We start from the raw sequence: 19,002 nt of genomic DNA on the forward strand, positions 1-19,002 counted from the left end.
TTCCTGGATGGCCAGCAAGAACGAGCGACGGCGTGGGCAGGTCGGGCCCGCCGTACCCACGAAGCAGAGCAACTCAAGCAGTGGACCCGATGGATCCTTGTGGATGCAAACGCGTTCTGGGGCGCGGGCGGGCCGCGGGTTTCACTACCAGGATGCCGTCGGAGCGTGGCTGTGCGGCCGCGTACTGTCCCGCGCTCTCGTCATCGATCGCATTGTCCCGGAGGGATTTGAAGACCTCTCCTGTGAAGGCCCGACGCCCTGGCACGTCCAGGTGAAGTCACGCCAGGAACGAGTCGGAGACTTCACCGCCTCCCACGTGGCCGCAGATCTTGTCACCATGGCCAAAGCCCACACCAAGCGTAAGCAAGCGGGGGTAGCTGGTCGAGCGGTCCTCGTACTCGAACGGCCAGTCAACAGTGAGTGGTTTACCGAATGGGGCCGCCCGCTGGATGCCCTTCCGCCGGGCCATCCGGTGCTGCGGGAACTCAACGCAAAGGCTGAGCGAGCCGGTCTGAGCAGAGACGAGATCGATGCCTGGTGCGCAATAGTTAGCCTCTACGTGCTGCCCTGGCGGACGGCTGCGGAGCAGACCTGCACGGCAGTAGTACAGCGCTTCGGGCTGCTGCCCGCAGGAGCGGAGCGGGTCGTGCTGGCGTTGCGCGACGCTGTCGCTGGCCATGCCGACGCCAACGCGGAGACAAGCCTTGCAGATGCGGCCGGGCTGAGCCGAACGAGCATCGATCGTATAGCGCAGGAGGTCGCGGAAACCATCGATCGCGAGTCGCTCGAAGAAGCACTGGCGGCAGGCGTTTGTGAGCCGGTCGACTTCGATCGCCCGCTTCAGCCGACAGGCTTCTACGAGGGAATCGACGTACAGCCCGGCCACATCGCCGCCGGCCTGCCAGCCCCCAGGCCAGGTCTGACTGGTCAGGTGGTGGCGGCGATCGACCGCGAAGAGAACATCCTTGTCACCGGCCCATCCGGAGTTGGCAAGTCGACCGTCATGTGGACGGCCGCCTATGTGACCAGGCATGTGCTCTGGTATCGGATCAGGCACTTGCGGAACGAGGACACCGCCTCGCTAGTACGCCTCGCCAAGGCGCTGAAACCATCGACGCGCTCGCCGGTCGGATTTGTGGTGGACGGCATCGGAATCGGAGCGGTCGAGGCTTGGGACGTTCTCCATCGTGAACTTGCACCCATTCCCGGCGTTCTGCTGTTGGGCTCTGTGCGTAGCGAGGACCTGCTACCGCTCCGAAGCCAGGCAGGTTGCACCCAGATCTCGGTAGCGCTCGACGAGGAGGTCGCGAAGCAGATCTACGCAGGTCTCTCAGCATCCGGTCTCACGAAAGCGCCGCACTGGCGGGAGGCGTACGAAGCAGCGGACGGACTGACTTTGGAGTTCACGCACCTTCTCACCCGCGGACGGCGATTGTCGGATGTCCTGTCTGAGCAGGTCAACCGGCGGGTGATCGAAGGGCGACAGACGGAGATCGAGATCCTGGCGAGAATCTCGGTGGCCCATAGATGGGGCGCCGACGTGCCGCTGCGGGCAATACAGCAGCAACTCGGCATCGGCGACGCGGAACTCCGTCTCGCGCTCTCCCGCCTAATGGACGAACATCTCGTCCACGAGCGGCTGGGACGTCTGTCCGGGCTTCATCAGTTGCGCTCCGGCAGATTGGCCGATGCCGTCCATGCGGTGCCGCCACCGATGCTGGATGAGACCGTCATCTCGGTGATGCGAATGCTGGTCGATGCACAGCTCCAGCCGTTCGTGGCGGGCGTCCTCACGGAATACCCGGATCTGGATTCCGTCGTACTGCAGCAGGTCGTAGTCGAGCTCGGGCAAAGGCCTGGTACAGCTGGGATGACAGGTGTTCTCCAGGCACTGCGCCTCGTCGATTTCACCCGTCAGGCCGCCAAGTGGGCAGAGATCCTCGATCGGCACCGGGTGTCGCCCGCAAACCGTCGGACGCTCCTGTACTTCGCGGTGCTGGACGGCGATCCGCTGCCGAACCTGAAACCCGAGATCGCCGCTGCCACGGCCGAGATCCGCGCCGGTGGTCCTTCCAGTTCTCCGCTACGCGACGCACTGGCAGAACGGCTCGGCACGGCCGAGTTGGCGAACGTACTCGCACAGTGCGAGGAGGAGGCCGAAGCCCAGAGATTCCTGGCTGTACTCGCCCAAACGAAGCTGGATGTCACGGACTGGCCGCAAGTGCTCGCCGACTCACCGTTTGCGCGGCTACTCCTCCACTCACCAGTTGAGTCGCTGGGAGACCTCCTCACAGCGGCACGAGCCGTGTCGTCGAATCTGGCCAAGGACCTGCTCGAACTCGCGGGTGGAGAGGACGTAATCCTGGCGAGACTCATAGCTGAATCCCCGTGGGTGGTTGAGGCATCCGTCATAGAACGGGACGGCAATCCGGTCGCGTACGCCCGTCTCATGCATGTGTCCGGTCGGGCTCAGCCAGACGCGGAACAATCGGTCCGGGCGTTTGGGCGAATCCTGCTCCGCTGCCTTCCGCACTGCGAGAGCGTGGATGTCCAAAGCCTGCTGCCCGGTGGAATTCCACAGATAATCGGTGACTTCACGGGTGGAGTCAGCAGCTTGCAACGCAGGTACGACCGTTCGACGAGCCAGGTGGCATGGTTTCGCGCGCAGGCTCTGATCGCCACGGCTGCCGCCGGCACCACCGACTGGACAACTCGAACAGCAACAGCGAGCGCGGTGCTCCCCACGCTGAACAAGTACTTGATGGACCTGACCCGGGCCTGGGCCATCGGCCGCGCGGGGCCCAGGGACACGGCCAAGCTTCGTACGATGCAAGCGGCGCTGTCGGAGCAAGCCGCCGAGCTGACGTTGCCCGCCGACAGCGCCTCCCTGTCCGCATTGCCTGCCGATACCGCCGCTCCAGGAGGTGGGGTGGATAACCTTCACCTGCTCGTGGACGGAATCGCGGACAACCTCACCCGAAGGATTATCGACCCCACGGAGCACCGGGCACTCGCCGGTTATGTCTGGGAGAATTTGCGGTCGGGCCTATTGCGCGTACGGGACGAGGAACGCTGGCACCTCATCGGCCAGGAACCACCGACCGCCCTTGATCAACTCATGGAGACTCTCACTGACCTGCATCCCGTTCTCGCTGAGCTCACCTGGGGCACCCTCGGACCGAAGGCGCTCAGGACCGCGGCACGGTCTGGGCCTTCTGCTCAGGGGCTCGCCCGAGCGGCGGACCTCGCCCGAGCGGCTGCCAACGAACGAGCGATAACAGTCCAGCGGAAGCTTCAGGCCGAAGCCGAAGCAGCCGGTATCTCCATTCAGCTCTACTCTCGGCCGATCACCGACGCAAAGGCGGTGGAGTGGCCCCCCGTGCAGTTGGCAGTCGGCGTGGCGCTTGACGACGTTGCCCAATGGCAGGCCGTCTTGACCCAGCTGAGCGAGCTAATGCGGCATGATCACGCATCTCAGGGGTACCGCAGGCCCGTCCTTATCGTGCCACTTGCCGACGGCAAGCCGGTTCGACGTCTCGCACATCAGCTTCAAGATGAACTCTGGCCCGGAATCGACCTCTTCGACACCTGGAGCGCGGCCCTTCCTGAAGCCCACCCGACGCCGCTCACTAACGCGGTCATCGACGCCCACCAAGCTCTCCGGGGTCTCTCCGGCCTGGCCCACCTAGCGGCCCTGCGGGAACCCGACCCGCGCCACCAACGTATCGCTGATCAGGAAGTGGCACAGTTCCAGCAAGCGCATGGCATCATCACTGCGCTCCAGCCGGGGAACCCAGTCATCGATGAGGTCGAGCATTGCCTCATTTCCCTGGCTCGTCGAGTGGAGGGCGAGTGCGCCCAGGACACGGCTCTCCGAGACTCAGGGATGCCGAACCTCGCCACCGCCATCGCTCAAGGCATGACCAACCAGCCGACGGAGGACTCCCAACAGTTGGGCGGCCTGATCACGATCTCCCTGCAATGGGACCTCAGCCCCGACGGTGCTGCGCGGCTCCTCGCCGAACTGTCAGATGAAACCGACCCGTCTGCGCGTGCTGGCTCAGAGCTTCATCCCATCTCGATGCCTGCGATCGTTCAAGAGAAGCCGGTCGACGGCTGAGGCGCCGCTCCCTCAGGGCGCAGAGGTGGCCGGATGCCGCTCCTTCCGTCGATCCAGGGTTGTCGCCAGCGAACGCCCTCGTGCCAAAGTCGCTGAACAGACTGGACACGCAAAATGAGCGAACACAAGGAGCAGCACATGCGCGACGGGGGACCGCAGTGGACATTGACCGTGCCCACAGGCGGCGACACATTCCGGCAGGAGCGTCTCACCCGCGATCTGCATGACAGCCTGGATAGGACGGACGGTCTCGTCATCGGCATCCTTGACGCCGAAGGGCCGGCCGAACCGGGTCGTAAGGGTACGGGCGCGGGCTAGGTGGCCCTCTGGGCGGCTACCACTGCCGCTGTCGTTCGCCCGGCGTCCCAGGTCCTGATCACACTGATCAAGGAATGGTGCGCCAAGGAGCGGCACCGCAAGGTCGTGGTCACCATCGCGGGAGACTCGATCGAGATCACCGGGCGCCCTGACGCCGCGCAGGAACGCATGGTCCGCGCATTCCAGGAGCGGATCTCCGGCGAGGACGGCCCCGGATCTGATGGCTGCGCGACGTGACCCGCCTCCACAAGCGTCGGGCTCTTCTGATCGGCAATGAGCACTACGACGACGGCCGGTTCTCGCCACTCGCCTCCGTCCGGGCGGACCTGTGGGGACTTGCCCAGGTCCTGAAGCACCGCAACATCGGCAACTTCGTCTCCGTCCAGACGGAATCCGATCTCACCGCGGACGACATGCGGGCGGTCATCGGGGAATTCCTCCAGGACCGCGACGAGGACGAACTCGCGCTCGTGTACGTCTCCGGGCATGGCGTCCGTAGGGTGCGTGACGGCGGCGAGTTCCACTTCGTCGCCAAGGACACGGACTACGACAGAGTGGCCGCGACCGGTGTCAGCGCCGGGTTCCTCAACGACTCGCTGGAAGAGTGCGTCGCACCGCAGAAGATCGTGATGATCGACTGCTGCCGCAGCGGCGGGTTCGCCATGGGGCTGCGTACGTCGGACCGACGGCTTGACAGCTCCGTGGCCAAATCCGGCGAGCAGCCCGTGCTGACCAGCAGGGGTGTGTACGTCCTGTCCTCCTCACGGGCCGGGGAGGACTCGTTCGCGGACGCAGGCGGCGGCGATGACGTGAAGCCGTCGGCGTTCACCGGTGAGGTCATCGAGGCGCTGCGCACGGGAAAGGTCAGCAAGGACGGCGGCCGTGAAGTACAGGTCAGCGACCTGTACGACTATGTGAACCGGCGTATGCGGGCCAAGGACGGCGGCCGCCAGGTGCCGGTGCAGTCCACGCTCGGCGTCGACGACCGGATCGTCATCGCGGACAGTCCGTTCGGCCGGGCCCCCGTCCTCGAACCGCTCAGGCCGCGACCCCGCCCCGGCGCGGAGGAACCCCCACAGCCGCACGCCGCGAAGTCCGCTCCTACGCAGCCCGCCTGGTCCGCCCTGCTGGACTACTACCGCGAGTGCGTTATGGCCGAAGGCGCCGAGACGCCGCTGATGGAGGTGGGCCATCAGAACACGTCGTACGTATGCCTGGACGGCGCGGAGAGGTTCATCTCCGGCGACGTGGACGACGACGGATGCACCGCGCTCCCCGAGGAAGCGGTCTCGCTGGTGGATTCGGCGGCCGAGGAGGACGCGGAACTCTGGGCGGGCTACCCGGCCGTGGTCCTCACCGGGCCGCGCTCCGGACCCCCTTGGCGGCACCCGAAGTTCGCGCCACTTCTGGTGCGCCGTGTCGAGATCGTCCAGGGCGACGGTGAGGTGCGGCTGAAGCCGTACGGTCCGGTCCAGCCGCATCCTCAGCTCGCTCTCGACTGGCTCGGTGAGGAGGAGGCCACCCAGCTCATCGACACGTTCCAGCCGTCCTGGCATCGAGGACAGCACGACCGTATGGCATTGGAGGTACGCAACCTCCTCACGCAGGAATTTGAGCTGCCGTGCGTGCAGGAGCTCCAGCCCGACCGACTCGCCGATCGCATCGACATCCGCACACCCGGCCACGGCGCCCGCAACACCGCGGTCCTCTTCTCGGCGCGACCCCAGACAGGCTTCACCAAGCGCCTGCTCAACGACTTCGCCGACATCGCCAAGCGGACCGACGAGATCGAGAAGACCGCCCTCGGGGCCCTCGCGCCCGAAGCCTCGCAGCGTGACCGAGCCCTCGGCCACACGGAACCCGATCCGGCGCGCCTCGTGACGCCGCTGCCCTGCAACGAGGCGCAGGCCGCGGTGCTCCGGTCCGCCATGACCAGCCGGCTCACCGTGGCCACCGGGCCGCCCGGCACCGGCAAGAGCCAGCTGGTCGCCAATCTCGTCGCCACCGCGATCTCCGCCGGTCAGACGGTACTGGTGGCGTCCACCAACAACGAGGCGGTGGACGAGGTCTGGCGCCGCTGCGACACGCTGGTGCCCGGCAGCATCGTACGGACAGGTTCGGCGCGGAAGAACGCCAAGAGCAACGCGGAGCACGAGGCCACCGCGCTGCACGCGCTGCGCACCGGCCCGGAGCCGTCGTCCACAGTGGCCACGGCGTCCATGAAGGCCACCCTGGCCGCCGACCGTCTGACAGAAGTACGGGAGAAGCTGGCGCACGTCGCGGAGACCGAGCTGCGGCTGCGCCGGGCAGGCGAGGCCCGCGACCACCACGCGGAGCAGCTCGGGATCGCCGTCGCCGCACTCCGGGACCTCCTCGCTCGTCCGACCCGGCCCGGGGAGCTGGAGGACAGGGCACGCCGCCTCTCCCGCGCACGCTTCCTCGGGTCGTGGCGCCGGGCCCGGTTCCTGCGCCGGGCAGGTCTGGACGCGTACGACGGCGATTCCGTCGCGGGCTGCCTCGCGCTCGCCGGCTTCGCCGCGGCCGAGACGGAATGGCGTGACGGGCGCGATCACGCGGCCTCCGTGGACGACACAGCGCTCGCGCACGCTCTGCGCGACGCCGAGAACAGCGTTCAGGACGCTTCACGCGCTCTCCTCGCCACCACGGTGCAAGCCGCCGCCCGGGCCGGGCGCCGTCGCATCCTCGCACTGTCGCGACGGCCTGCTCGTAGGTGTCCTTATCGGTGTCGATCGTCAGCCTCACGCACGCCCCCTCGGTGATTCCCGACGGGGTCATCCTCGCGCACGGCCGCCCGGGATGTCCGGCGGTCAGGGCGCGTTGCCCCGCTTCCGGCGACCGCTCCGGACCGGTGCGGGGCGGCCGCCGTCTCTTGTTCCGTAGTCGGTGACGGTCAGTCGCTGGTCTCCGGCGGATAGCCGTCATCGAGGACGATGCGGATGGTCTGGCCTTGCCCGGCGGGATTGGTGAGTTCGGCCGCGATGCGGTTGTACGTCATCGTGGCCAGGGCCCATTCGCTCTGCAGCGGAGCCGCGGTGGAGCGGGTGTTCCACAGCTCGATCAGCAGCAGCCGATACCGATCTCGCGCGGCATCCGACGTACCTGTGCACGAATCACGATGAAACTTCCTCACTGCCGCCGTAGCGGCGAATGAGGTCTGCCATCAAGCCTGCCGCACGGAGCGGATCGCTGCCGAAGGTGGTCTCAGTCGTGAGCAGAACCCCGTCGACGCCCGCCTCCAGAACGCCGCTCAGGTAGGCGAGTTCAGAACGAAGCGGCAGCCACGAGTGCTCCAAACCTGACAGCAGCTGGGTGCCCACTACAACCGGCTTGGACAACCGTCTGCATTCCTGCACGGCGGTGGTGCACAGAGCATGGAAATCGAACACGCCGCTGTCCATGAGCAGGTCACCGCGACCCACCAGCACGCTGTCCGCCGCCTGTGCGATCTCCGCGACGTTGGCGACGCCTGCCCTGGTCTCTATCTTGGCGACGACGGCGTTGGCGCTCCGCTCGCCCCACCGCGCCCGGACCGGATCCAGCACGGCCGCATCCTCGGCGAACGAGACGATCGCCCCCGTGAAGGCCGACGCACTCAGCTTCTCGAGCAGGGCAAGGTCCGCCTCGGGGGCCGGTGGCCGGAGGCGTCGTGACTTTCCCATCACCCAGACACCCTTGCGCGGGCCTAGTACGCCGCCGTCAATCGACTCGGCCACACAGTGGGTCCCGGATGCCGACACCACGCGAGCCGCGAGCTCACCGTCACCGATGAGCAGGATGTCGCCGGGAGCAATGTCGGCGCCCAGCTCCGGATCGGAGAGACCGAGCTCGGGCATGTCCGGGCTGTAGCGGGTGTGCTGCTGTGCGTACGAGATCCTGATTCGCGGCGTGACACCCAGGTCGAGCGAGTCCGCGTTCGTGAAGCGGACCTTGGAGCCGGGCAGGTCCAGAAGCAGCTCGACGGGCCGGCCGACAGCGCGGCCCGCCGCGCGGGCGTCCGCTGCCTGGGCCGCGAGCTCGACCACGCCGAACTTGGAGGCAGAGAACCGGAACCCGCTGACACCGAGGCGAATCAGGGCAGCCATGGTCTCAGGTGCGCGGGTCGCGGGACCGATGGTCGCAAGCATGGTCGTCATCGGGGCGCAGTCACCCTGGCAAAGTCCTCGACAGTGCTGACCTTGTGTCCATCGGTGCTCATATTTCCCCTGCCCCGCAACCGCCGAATCCCGGACTGATCCTCATAGAGGTGCGAGCGGCTGGGCAATGCGTCGATACGCATCGTTCTCGATAACCCGCATCAACGCGTTCGATGGCGACCGAGCGGAATGGCGCTCCACGAGACGAACCGCGTGGTCGACATCACCTGGGACCGCAGCTCCGGCGGACCTTCGTCTGCCGGTGGGCGCGGGTCAAAATGCTGCCGATCACAGGATGGCGTACGACGAAGGTACAGCCCGCCTTGATCGGTCGGCTCGGCTTGGTGTGGGAGCCGACACCGGATCGCCGGCGGCGTCGAGAAGCAGTCGACACACCGGTGGTAGCCGATGCTGTTGGAGATCTCCCGCGCGCGGCGCATGCACTGGAGCGTCTCGTCCGGCTCGTGCAGCACGATCGCCTCGTGGTGCACGCCGTCTGGTGTGGGGCAAAGGCTCAGTGCGTCGCCGAACCAGCACGGGGGGCGTCGTGGTCGCCGACGGCGGGGTGGATCGCGCCGATCGCGCTCATCAGCTGCGCCTCGGTGTGCCGGTCACCTGAGGCGCTCACGAGCTCCAGCGCGCGCGTGGTGTGGCCGAGCGCGGACTCGTGCCCGTCGACGACCCGGTAGATGGTGCCGAGCCCAGCGGTCGCGAGCCCCTCGCCGAGCTTGTCACCCAGCTGCCGGAAAAGCTCGATCGACCGCCGCAGGTTTGCCGTCGCCCCGGCGAAGTCGTCACGGTGGATCTGCGCCTGCGCGAGGCCGCGCAGCAGCACCGCCTCGCCGAGCGGATCGCCCGCACGCCGGACCGCGCCGAGTGCCATCTGGTGCCCACGCTGCCAGTCCTCGTACCGGCTGTGGTGATCGTCGTAGGTCACCGCGACGGTTGCGAGCTCCCAGGCCAACTCTGCCAGCTCCCAATCCGCGGCCAGCCGCACCGCATCGAGCAGCGCGGCCCGCTCGGTGCTGAACCAGCTCACGGGGTCGGCGACCGCCCGCCGTTTGACGTCGTCGGAGACCGTGCGACGGGGTGCCGATCCTGGCGGCGGACGGAACAGGCTCGGTGGTAACGCGTCCGCGGCGTGCGTGGCGAGGTCCAGCCAGGCGGTGAGCAGGCGGGCGACCGCGGCGCGACGCTCGGCGCGCGGGATCTCTTCGGCGCCCTCGGCCGCGTACGCGCGGAGCAGGCCGTGCAGCCGGTAGCGGGGCTGGCCGATGGCATCGGTCGTGGTGAGCCGCACCAAGTTCACGTCGACCAGGGTGTCGAGGACGTCGTCGGCGTCGGCGCGGTCGAGCAGGGGGCCGACCACCCAGCCCGGTACGGTCTGCCGACCGAGAATGCCGAGCAGCCGCAGCGCGGTAATGGCATCGTCCGGCAGCCGGCGCACCGACAGGTCGAAGCTCGCGCCCACGCCGAGGTCGCCGAGCCGCAGCTCGGACAGCCTGCGCGACTCGTCCTCCAGCCGCTCCCGCAGCACCCGCAGCGACCACGCCGGCCGGCTGAGAAGCTTGCCCGCGGCGATCCGGATGGCGAGCGGCAGGTGCCCGCACGCTCGCAGGATCGCCGCGGCGTGCTCGGGTTCGCGGTCGGTGCGGTCCGCGCCCACGATGCGGGTGAAAAGATCGTGCGCCTCCACGTCGCCGAGCACGTCCAACGCGACGTGCCGGGCGCCGGGCAGGTCGGCGAGCACAGCGCGGCTGGTCATGATCACGGCGCAGTTCCCGTTCGGAGGTTGCAGCCAGTGGGCCTGGTCCGTGTGTCCGGCGTCGTCGAGGACGAGCAGCATCCGGCGATCGGTGAGCAGCGACCGGTAGAGCGCGGCCCGCGCGTGCAGGCCATCCGGCACGGCGGCCCCGGTGACGCCGAGGGCGTGCAGTACCTCGGCCAGCAGCACCGCCGGATCCCGTGGGGCGGGCGACGTGCCGGCGAGGTCGAGGTAGAGCTGGCCGTCCGGGAACCCCGGCGTCGCGCGGCGCGCGGCGTGCAGAGCAAGGGCCGACTTGCCGACGCCGGGGCCGCCGGAGATCACCGCGACCGGCGGCGGCGCCTCGGGAGACCTGTCGGCCAGCAACTCATCCAGCGCATCGAGCGGGACGCGGCGGCCGGTGAAGTCGGGTACGTCGGCCGGCAGCTGATAGACCTGCGCCACCGCGATGGCGCGTGGCCCGGCCTCGACCTCGTCTGCCAGCACCTGCTGCTGCAGCTCTCGCAGCGCCGTGCCCGGCTCGACACCGAGCTGGTCAACCAGGATCATGCGCACCCGCTGGAACGCGTGAAGCGCCTCAGCCTGCCGTCCGGTGCGGGACAGCGCGAGCATGAGCCGGTGCCAGACCTGCTCGCGCAGCGGGTGCTCCTCGACAAGATGCTGCAGTTCGCTGATCAGCATGGTGTGCCGGCCGCATTCGAGGTCGGCGTCGATGCGGGTGTCTAGCGCGGTCAGCCGTTGCTCGGTGAGCCGAGCCGCCTCTGCCGCGATCGTCGCCGACTCCGACACGTCGGCGAACGCGGGTCCCCGCCACAGTGCGAGCGCGTCGCCGAGCAACTCGGCCGCGAGGTCAGGCCGACCGGAACTGTACCTGCGGTGGCCTTCGCCGACGAGGAACCCAAACCGCTGGGCGTCGGTGTCCGGGGCATCGGGATCCTCGCCGAGCAGAAGCCGGTAGCCGGGCGCCGCGGTGACCAGCAGCCTGCCGTCAGGGTCGCCCAGGAGCCGGCGTAGCCGCAGCACATAGCCGTACACCTGGGTCGTGGCGGTCTTTGGCGGCGTCTCACCCCACAGCTCAAGGACGAGCTGCTCGATCGACACCACCTGGCGCGGACGGACGAGCAGGGTAGCGAGCAGCGACCGCAGCTTCGGGGTCCCGACGTCGGTCCAGCGGGAGCCGTCGTACACCTCCAACGGCCCAAGGAGCCGGATCCTCACGCGCGGCGCCCCCTCCCCGTTCGAGCCGTGCTTATTGATCACTGTACTACCGGGCCGCTTAGCACCACGGCCGCAGTTGGCGTGACCGGTCGTCGGGTTGTTCGCTGAGCCACGCCTCCACGAAGGGGCGGGCGTTGATCGACCGGGAGCCGTACCTTCCCACCTCCTGGATCGAGGAGTATTTCCAGGCCGCTGAGAACAAAGCCGACCACATACGGCCGCCCACCAGGCCATACCACCGTAACCAGCGGACGGCGGATCTCCCACTCCTGAACGGAATGGGTAGATTCACGGAATCCTGGCAACGAAAGACAGTTGCATCACCGGATATCCACGTACCAGTCCGTGTTCCGAATCGCGTGGCGGCAGGCCACCCACTCCTGAGTGAGCCGTTTGTGCTCCGTGAGAAGACTGACGGTGTCCGCTCGGTGAGGCAGTGGGAAACCGGCTCGCCCGTTGGGCTCGCGCCGCCCTGGCGGCGAGGGCGGTGTCGAACTCGCGGACACAGTCCTCGCGGCTCCCGGCGACGCCTGCCGTGGAAAGCTCCGACCGGAGCGGGCGCCTGGGTACCATCACCGCAATCCGCCGCGCCAGGCGCCGCGAAGGGACACGTACACCAACCGGAGAGGCCAAGAGATGTCCCAGGTCACCACTGAAGAATTGCTCGAGCCGCTGCGCCAAAAGGAATTGATACCCGCGGACTGTCTCGCGGCATTCGTCGTCGGATCAACCGCCCGGGGATGGAACAACGCACGCAGTGACCACGACGTGTACGTCGTCACCATGCGTGAATGGGATACATCCACCAGTAGCCCGATCCCGATGCCCCTCAACCCGCCCCGCGTGCAAAGCGAGACGTTTTACGAAGACGGTCGGCGCTGGGAAGTCACGTACTGGCTCGACAGCCAGATCGACCAACTGCTCTCCAAGGTCTCTTGGGAGAAATACGAGCGCGGTCTGGCCGGAGAGGCGCTGACGCCACGCGAGGAAGTCTCGCTCGGGCGCATAGCCAACTGCTTGACGCTGCTGGGCGAGGACTGGGTGGAGGACAGTCGCAAGCGCCTGACGGACTCCGCCTTCAAGTCATTCCTTGTCGTGCGATCGCTGAGTCTCGCGGACGACGCGGTCGAGGACGCGCTGGGCCAGATGGAGGCCGGAAATCTGGAGAGCGCGACCATCTCGGCACGACGGGCCTTCGGTTATGCGGTGGACGCGTTGCTCGAGAGTCACGGCGAGTTCGGCAGCCACATGCCCAAGTGGCGGCCCAACCGTCTCCGTGTCGTGGCGCCCTCGTTCATCACCTTCGAGCGGTACTGGGAGCTGGAGACCATGCGGAGTTACGACGCCACTGACCCGGGCCCGTGGATCAGGGAAGTCCTCGCCCTCTGCCAGGACATCTCCATGCGAGTGGAGACCCCGTGAGTGACGCCCCGACCGAGTTCTTGGCCGACCTGACCACGAAGACGGCCGTCGAGTGGTAGCCGTGGTGGTGGCAGGGACCCGCCGGTGATCCGCCTTCAGATCGATGACCAGAGCCTTCGCTCGGTCCGGCTGGCGTACAGCCCGCTGTGGGAAGCGCTGGGGAGCCTCGCACTGCTCGCCAGGTACCGGGGCGAGGTCCCTTCGCCGTATACGCAATGGGCGCGCAGCGTGCGACAGGGCATGCCGCCGGAGCTGACCTCCGGCCTGGTCGACCTGATGCGCGAGTCCGACCCGGGGCGTTTCCCACAAACATTCATTCATGCGCCCGACCTGCTCGGCGGCACCATTTCCGAAGAGTTGGCATACGCGGTCGGGGCAAGTTCAGTGGGGCCCCGAGGCGAGCGATTGGCGGAGTTGCTGCAACAGTATTGGAACTGGGCGATCGCGCCCTACTGGACGTCCATCCGCTCGGTACTGGAGGAAGAGGTCCTGTTCCGCGGCCGGACCCTTGCGGTGGCAGGCCCCGAGGCCATGCTCGGCGAACTCGTCGGTCGTGTGGACTGGTCCAGGCCGTATCTGACGGCGCCCTACCACCAGGACGTGAGCTGGGACGTGCTCCAGTCCCCACTCATGCTGGTGCCCATGGTGTTCGCTGGCGGCCTGCGCATCATCACGGGACCACAGAACGGGACTGTCGCACTGTCCTACCAGGCCCGGGCGACGGGGTTCCTCCATGCGCTTCCCGCAAGGAAGCCCGGCACGCTGAAGCGGGACAGGCTGGCACTGCTGCTCGGCAAAGGGCGGGCGCAAGTCCTGCGCTCGCTTGAGGTGCCGAAGACCACCACCATGGTTGCCGCGACCCTGGGTATGGCGAAGAGCACCGTGTCCCAGCATCTGTCGGTGCTGACCCAGGCAGGGCTTGTGTGGCGTCAACGGGTGGGCGGACAGGTCTTCTACCAGATCGACCGGGACGGGTTCGTCGTTCTCGAGCACCTTGGGTCCTGAGTATCCCGTGCAGGACGGGTCTGGTAAAACCCGGCAAAGCGACTCAATCGGAGAGGTTCGGCGGTGGACGAATGCCTGGCCATCGCCGAGCCGCTGCTTCTAGCCTCACTCGTGAACGGCCTGCGGCGGGCATCCCCGTGGCGGGCCGGCCATTCCAGGGCATCCGGTGGTCACCGGACGCCCTGCCAAGAGGAGGTGTTCTGCATGAAGAAGTACGCCAAGCCGTCTGCGAAGAGCGTCAAGCCGGGTTCGGTCCTGAAGAGCAACACCTGATCTACCTGTGGGTGGGCGATCCCTTCAAGGATCGCCCACCCACGTTCATTGTCGTTGCTTCGCAAACGCACGGGTGGGTTGAGGAAGTTCAATGTGTGGCATTGCGTGCATAGCCCGGCTCGACGGCCGGGAGCTGGGGCCGGAGACGGACTCCCTGCTCCATGAGATGGCGGACATCCTGGACCACCGCGGTCCCGACGACCGGGAGCTGCTGCGCGACGGCCCCGTCGGCATGGCTTTCACCCGGCTTTCGCTCGTGGACCCGGCCAACGGCGGCCAGCCGCTGGTCAGTGACGACGGTTCTCTGGTGCTCATCGCGAACGGTGAGGTGTACAACCACAGGGAACTAGCCGCCAGCCTGCCGGGCGGAGTCCGTCTCCGTACGGGATCGGACTGCGAGGTACTGCTCCATCTGTACCAGCAGCGCGGACTGGACTTCCTCCGTGACGTACGCGGCATGTTCGGTGTCATTCTGTGGGACCGGGTCAAGGGGCAGTTGATCCTCGCCCGGGACCGATTCGGTATCAAGCCTCTCTACTACCAGCGCGACGACCAGCGGATCGTGTTGTCGTCGGAGGTCAAGGGCCTGTTCGCCGACCCGGCCACTCCCCGGCGCTTCGACTGGGCGCGCTCTCTGTCGGTGGCGATGCTGCCGGCCTCGCCGCGATTCGCGGAGCCTGACATGTGCACGTGGTTCGAGGGCGTGGAGAGCGTCCCGGCGGCCACGGTTGTGCGCATCGGCCTGCGCGATGGTCGGACCACCGAGCACCGCTACTGGGAGCTCCCTACCGAGCAGGATGACGACGCCGATGCCGAGTCGCTGATCGGCCGCTACGGGGAACTGCTGGAGGCCTCGGTGGCGGAATGCGCCACCGCTGACACGGAACTCGGACTGTTCCTGTCCGGTGGGATCGACTCCAGCGCGGTCCTGGCGCTCGCGGCCCCGCGGCTCGACATGCTCCACACTTTCACCGCCTTGACTGGAGGTACCCACGACAACGGTGACGCCGAGAACGCGGAGTGGATCGCGCGTGAGTTCGGAGTGCCGAACCACCAGGTGGTGTTCCCGCGCGACCACGCGCCGTCGCCGGAGGAATGGGTGCGGCTCCTGTGGCTCACCGAGACGCCGCTGTGCGGTCCCGAGGTCTATTACAAGCACGAGCTGCACCGGTTCGCTCGACAGGAGCGGCCGGAACTGCGCGGAATGCTCCTGGGTGCGGCCAGTGACGAGTTCAACGGTGGGTACTCGCGCGACATCCTCGGCGACGGCGACTGGGAGTCTTTCCTGGGCGGCCTGGCCTACATGGACCGCGAGACGAGGCTGGAGGGCTATCCTGGACTGGCCCGGTGGTGGGCTGGCGATGAGTCGCTGATCGCTCTGTCCGCCCTGGACCGGGGGAGCGATGGCCGGGTCGACGACGTGTACCGGGCGTACGTTGAGTCCGAGTACCGCAAGGTGCAGCAGTACAACGTGTGGCACGAGGACCGGACGGCTGCCGGGAGCGGGGTCGAGGCCCGGGTCCCCTTCCTTGACCACCGGTTGGTCGAGCTCGCCGCGACCGTTCCGGACCGACTCCGGTCACGTCTGCTGTGGGACAAGCGCATCCTGCGCGATGCCATGACGTCGCGCTTGCCCGAGAGGATCGTCCAGCGACCCAAGGGACCCTTCTTCTATGGCACCGGTACGCGCCACGCGTACCGCATGCTCGCCCGCTTGTTGTGCGCGGACGACCACCATCTTGTGGAACGCGCCCTCTCTGCCCCGGGTGCGGACGTCTTCATCGATGCGGATGCCGTACGGCGGCGGCTCGACGCCCTGGGCGACGGCGACACGGACTCCCCGGAGGTCGAAGTCGTTCTGCGGGTCGTCAATATGGGGCTGTTGGCCGAGATGGCAGCGAAACCGCCCCGACTCGAGGACCTTTCGGCGGGCACGGTCCTCTCGCCGCTGGGCGGCTCGGTGGCAGACTCCGGGGAATTGTTCGCCCTGCGCCGTGACTTCGATGCGGACGGCGTCCTGCGACTGCCGGACGACACGATGCTGCTCACCGACTGCGCGGGAGCGTGGTTCCTGCTCCGGGAAGGTCAGATCGAGTACGTCTTTGAGGAGGACTCGCCGATCCTCCGGCTCCTGCGCCATCTTGAGAGCTCGGCCTCACTCGGTGGCGCGCTGGAGGCCGTCGGCGCGGACCTGGATGATGTCCGGTCCGAGTTGGATGAGCTCTTCAGCCAGCGGCTGATCGGCTGGGCCTCGTGAGCGAGGCGCGCCCCTCGGTGCTTCCGGCGGGGGGCGCGAACGTGCCCGAGCCTCTGGGTGTACCCGGTGGCGCATATCAGCGATCAGCGCGTGAACAACTGGTGCCGGGCAACATGGCGGCTAGACCAGTGCTGAACACCTACGCCAGCCGCTTCAGTCGATGGGACGACTTGGCGAGCGTGCGCCGCAGGCCCCGGCGGCATCTGGTGGACCGGGCCGATCTCTACTTCCCGCCCGAGCTGTATCCCGTGGTGTCCCATCCCATCGTGGTTGCCCGGGGGCCGGCTGTCGTGAGGACCCTGCTGCTGCACCGTCTGTACGACTACCTCCACTTCACCACCGAACTGGAGAATCTTGCGGTCATCCCGGTAGCGGCCAAGATTGCCCGGGGCACCTCCGGTCTCCTCCTGCCGCGGCAGATGCAGGCCGACGCCTTCAAGATCGTTACTGACGAGGCATGGCACGCACAGTTCTCCTACGACTTCACCCAGGAGCTCGAACACGTCACCGGGGTGCCGCGAGGAGGGGGCGGCATCCCGGTATTCACCCAGCGTCTGGACGAGATAGTCGCCCTGTTTCCCCGGGAGATCGCGGGGCTCGAGGCTCTGGTCTTCGCGATCGTGAGTGAGACGTTGATCTCCGGCATCCTGTCGGAGATCCCGCGGGACGAGAGGCTGCCCCGTCCTGTCCGCGACCTGGTACGCGACCATGCCGAGGACGAGGGACGGCACCACGTCTACTTCCGCTCGGTCCTCAGACATCTGTGGCCGGCGTTGACGCTCCGCGAGCGGCGTGCCGTGGGCCCGCATGTGCCGGCGATCATCCAGGCGTTCCTCATCCCCGACCACGGGCAGGTGGCGACCCGGCTCGCATCTGTCGGACTTTCGGCCGAAGAGATCGTCCAGGTCGTCACCGAGTGCTGGCCGGAGCACGAACTGATGGGCCCGATAGCGGAGTCGGCGGCTCCCGCCGTCAGGTACTTCACCGAGGTTGGCGCCCTCGACGACAGTCGCACGCGGTGCGCCTTCGTGGAGGCGGGGTTGCTCGCAGATGATGCGGGCTCCGACATCGGCCGGTCCAAGCAGCTCACAGACGGGGTGTCGAGGACGCCACGGGACTCGAACGCACCTAGGAGTACGACGACATGACCGATGGGATCGCCAAGAGGACGACGGAAGCGTCGTCCTCGTTCTGGCGCTTCTGGACGGCAACGACCGTGAGTGGGGTTGGCTCGGCCGTCACCCTGGTCGCGTTGCCGCTGGTGGCCGTGACCGTTCTTGACGCGTCTGTAATCCAGGTCAGTCTCCTCGCCGCTGCCGGACAGATCGGCTGGTTGATCCTCGGACTCCCCGCGGGCGTCATTGTCCAGCGGTATCCCCTGCGACGGCTCCAGGTCATCACCGACCTCATACGTCTCGTCGCCCTCGCCTCCGTCCCCGTAGCGTGGTGGCTGGGACACCTGACCTACACGCATCTCGTCGTGGCGGCCTTGGTCGTCGGTCTCGCGACGGTGGTGTTCGACGTCGGTAACGCCACATTCCTGCCGGCCATCATCGACAAGAAGGACCTGACCGCCCGCAACGGTCTGATGTCAGGAACCCTCTCCGTGACCCAGACAGGCGGTCCCTCGCTCGGGGGCCTACTGGTCCAGGTGTCCGGGCCGGTGGGGGCTCTGTGCGTCGACGCCGTGAGCTACCTCGTCTCGGCTCTGACCCTGCGCTCCCTGCCTGAGGTGCCGCGGAGCAGCACGGGTGCCTCGCCCGGGCGAGCGAGATTCACTCAGCAGATCCGCGAGGGGTGGGACTTCGTGGCCAGGCACCCGGTGATGATGCCGTGCATGTGGTGGGCGACCGCCACGAATTTCGCGGTCGGCTCGCTGGTCGCACTGACTCCTACCTACCTGGTTCGCGAGGCACACCTCTCGCCCCTCATGGTGGGGCTCCTGGTAGCGGCCGACGGGATCGGCTCGCTGGTCGGCTCACTCGTCGCGGCCCGGCTCGCCACCCGGTTCGGTACCGCGCGCATCATGATCCTGGCCTCGCTGGTCGGTGCCGTGCTGGCCACGGCCATGCCGCTGACGGTGGGGCTCGGCAGTGCCCTCTTCTTCGCGGTCGGCAATGCTGGCTACGGTGCCGGTGTCGTGATCGGCAGCATTGTGACCCGTACGCACCGTCAGACGGAGTCGCCTCCGGAACTGCTGTCGCGGGTGATGGCCACCGTCCGCTTCGTGTCATGGGGGGCGCTCCCCCTCGGTGCTGCGCTCAGCGGCCTGCTTGCGGCGACCGCGGGACTGCGTCCCGCGCTCTGGCTCCTGTGTGCGTGCACTTTCCTCGGGCCGGCCATTCTCCTGCTGAGCGGGGTCCGCGGGCGACGAGACCTTTCGGAGAAGGTAGCCGATCCGCAGACCGGATCCTCGGCGGCCGCAGCCTGACCGGCCGGGGCCTCGTCCCCGGTGCCACGGGTCGGCGGT

12 protein-coding genes are annotated in these 19,002 nt (G+C 67.6%); 9 read left to right on the forward strand and 3 right to left on the reverse strand.

Going from position 1 to position 19,002, the window contains the following annotated elements; genetic code table 11:
• Nucleotides 1-7 precede the first annotated feature (7 nt).
• The 4 genes from IF655_RS00285 to IF655_RS00295 all read left to right on the forward strand — a co-directional run bounded on the left by IF655_RS00285 (nucleotide 8) and on the right by IF655_RS00295 (nucleotide 7,218).
• Complete coding sequence (locus tag IF655_RS00285; RefSeq protein ID WP_199581349.1) at nucleotides 8-4,120, forward strand: hypothetical protein; 4,113 nt, start codon at nucleotides 8-10, stop codon at nucleotides 4,118-4,120.
• Nucleotides 4,121-4,234: 114 nt separating this feature from the next.
• Nucleotides 4,235-4,438, forward strand: coding sequence for a hypothetical protein (locus tag IF655_RS30925; protein ID WP_242488469.1), 204 nt, complete (start codon nucleotides 4,235-4,237; stop codon nucleotides 4,436-4,438).
• Entirely contained in the window at nucleotides 4,439-4,675 is a 237-nt protein-coding gene (locus tag IF655_RS30930) for a hypothetical protein (protein ID WP_242488470.1), read from the forward strand.
• Nucleotides 4,672-7,218, forward strand: coding sequence for a caspase family protein (locus tag IF655_RS00295; protein WP_307814830.1), 2,547 nt, complete (start codon nucleotides 4,672-4,674; stop codon nucleotides 7,216-7,218). The genes IF655_RS30930 and IF655_RS00295 overlap by 4 nt, the downstream gene beginning before the upstream one ends.
• A 131-nt stretch (nucleotides 7,219-7,349) precedes the next feature.
• Here the strand turns inward: IF655_RS00295 and IF655_RS00300 are convergent, their stop codons facing one another.
• The 3 genes from IF655_RS00300 to IF655_RS00310 all read right to left on the reverse strand — a co-directional run bounded on the left by IF655_RS00300 (nucleotide 7,350) and on the right by IF655_RS00310 (nucleotide 11,575).
• Nucleotides 7,350-7,589, reverse strand: coding sequence for a hypothetical protein (locus IF655_RS00300; protein WP_199581350.1), 240 nt, complete (start codon nucleotides 7,587-7,589; stop codon nucleotides 7,350-7,352).
• Complete coding sequence (locus tag IF655_RS00305; RefSeq protein WP_199581351.1) at nucleotides 7,570-8,592, reverse strand: pyruvate kinase; 1,023 nt, start codon at nucleotides 8,590-8,592, stop codon at nucleotides 7,570-7,572. The genes IF655_RS00300 and IF655_RS00305 overlap by 20 nt, the downstream gene beginning before the upstream one ends.
• Nucleotides 8,593-9,106: 514 nt before the next feature.
• Nucleotides 9,107-11,575 (reverse strand): BTAD domain-containing putative transcriptional regulator, encoded by a 2,469-nt coding sequence (locus IF655_RS00310; RefSeq protein WP_199581352.1) that lies wholly within the window; start codon nucleotides 11,573-11,575, stop codon nucleotides 9,107-9,109.
• 636 nt (nucleotides 11,576-12,211) lie between these two features.
• Here IF655_RS00310 and IF655_RS00315 point away from each other — a divergent pair.
• The 5 genes from IF655_RS00315 (at nucleotide 12,212) to IF655_RS00335 (ending at nucleotide 18,963) form a co-directional block, all read left to right on the forward strand.
• Complete coding sequence (locus IF655_RS00315) at nucleotides 12,212-12,997, forward strand: hypothetical protein (protein WP_199581353.1); 786 nt, start codon at nucleotides 12,212-12,214, stop codon at nucleotides 12,995-12,997.
• An 84-nt stretch (nucleotides 12,998-13,081) separates the two neighbouring features.
• Nucleotides 13,082-14,002 carry a helix-turn-helix transcriptional regulator gene (locus IF655_RS31600; protein WP_199581354.1) on the forward strand — a complete coding sequence of 307 codons (921 nt, stop codon included), beginning with the start codon at nucleotides 13,082-13,084 and terminating at the stop codon, nucleotides 14,000-14,002.
• 364 nt (nucleotides 14,003-14,366) lie between these two features.
• A complete protein-coding gene (gene asnB, locus IF655_RS00325; RefSeq protein WP_199581355.1) occupies nucleotides 14,367-16,532 on the forward strand; it encodes an asparagine synthase (glutamine-hydrolyzing) in 2,166 nt (721 codons plus the stop codon).
• A complete protein-coding gene (locus IF655_RS00330; protein ID WP_199581356.1) occupies nucleotides 16,529-17,680 on the forward strand; it encodes a diiron oxygenase in 1,152 nt (383 codons plus the stop codon). Before asnB ends, IF655_RS00330 begins: the two co-directional genes overlap by 4 nt.
• Nucleotides 17,677-18,963 carry an MFS transporter gene (locus IF655_RS00335; protein ID WP_199581357.1) on the forward strand — a complete coding sequence of 429 codons (1,287 nt, stop codon included), beginning with the start codon at nucleotides 17,677-17,679 and terminating at the stop codon, nucleotides 18,961-18,963. Before IF655_RS00330 ends, IF655_RS00335 begins: the two co-directional genes overlap by 4 nt.
• Nucleotides 18,964-19,002 lie beyond the last annotated feature (39 nt).

It is taken from the genome of Streptomyces sp. DSM 110735, assembly GCF_016482685.1.
GTDB lineage: Bacteria > Actinomycetota > Actinomycetes > Streptomycetales > Streptomycetaceae > Streptomyces.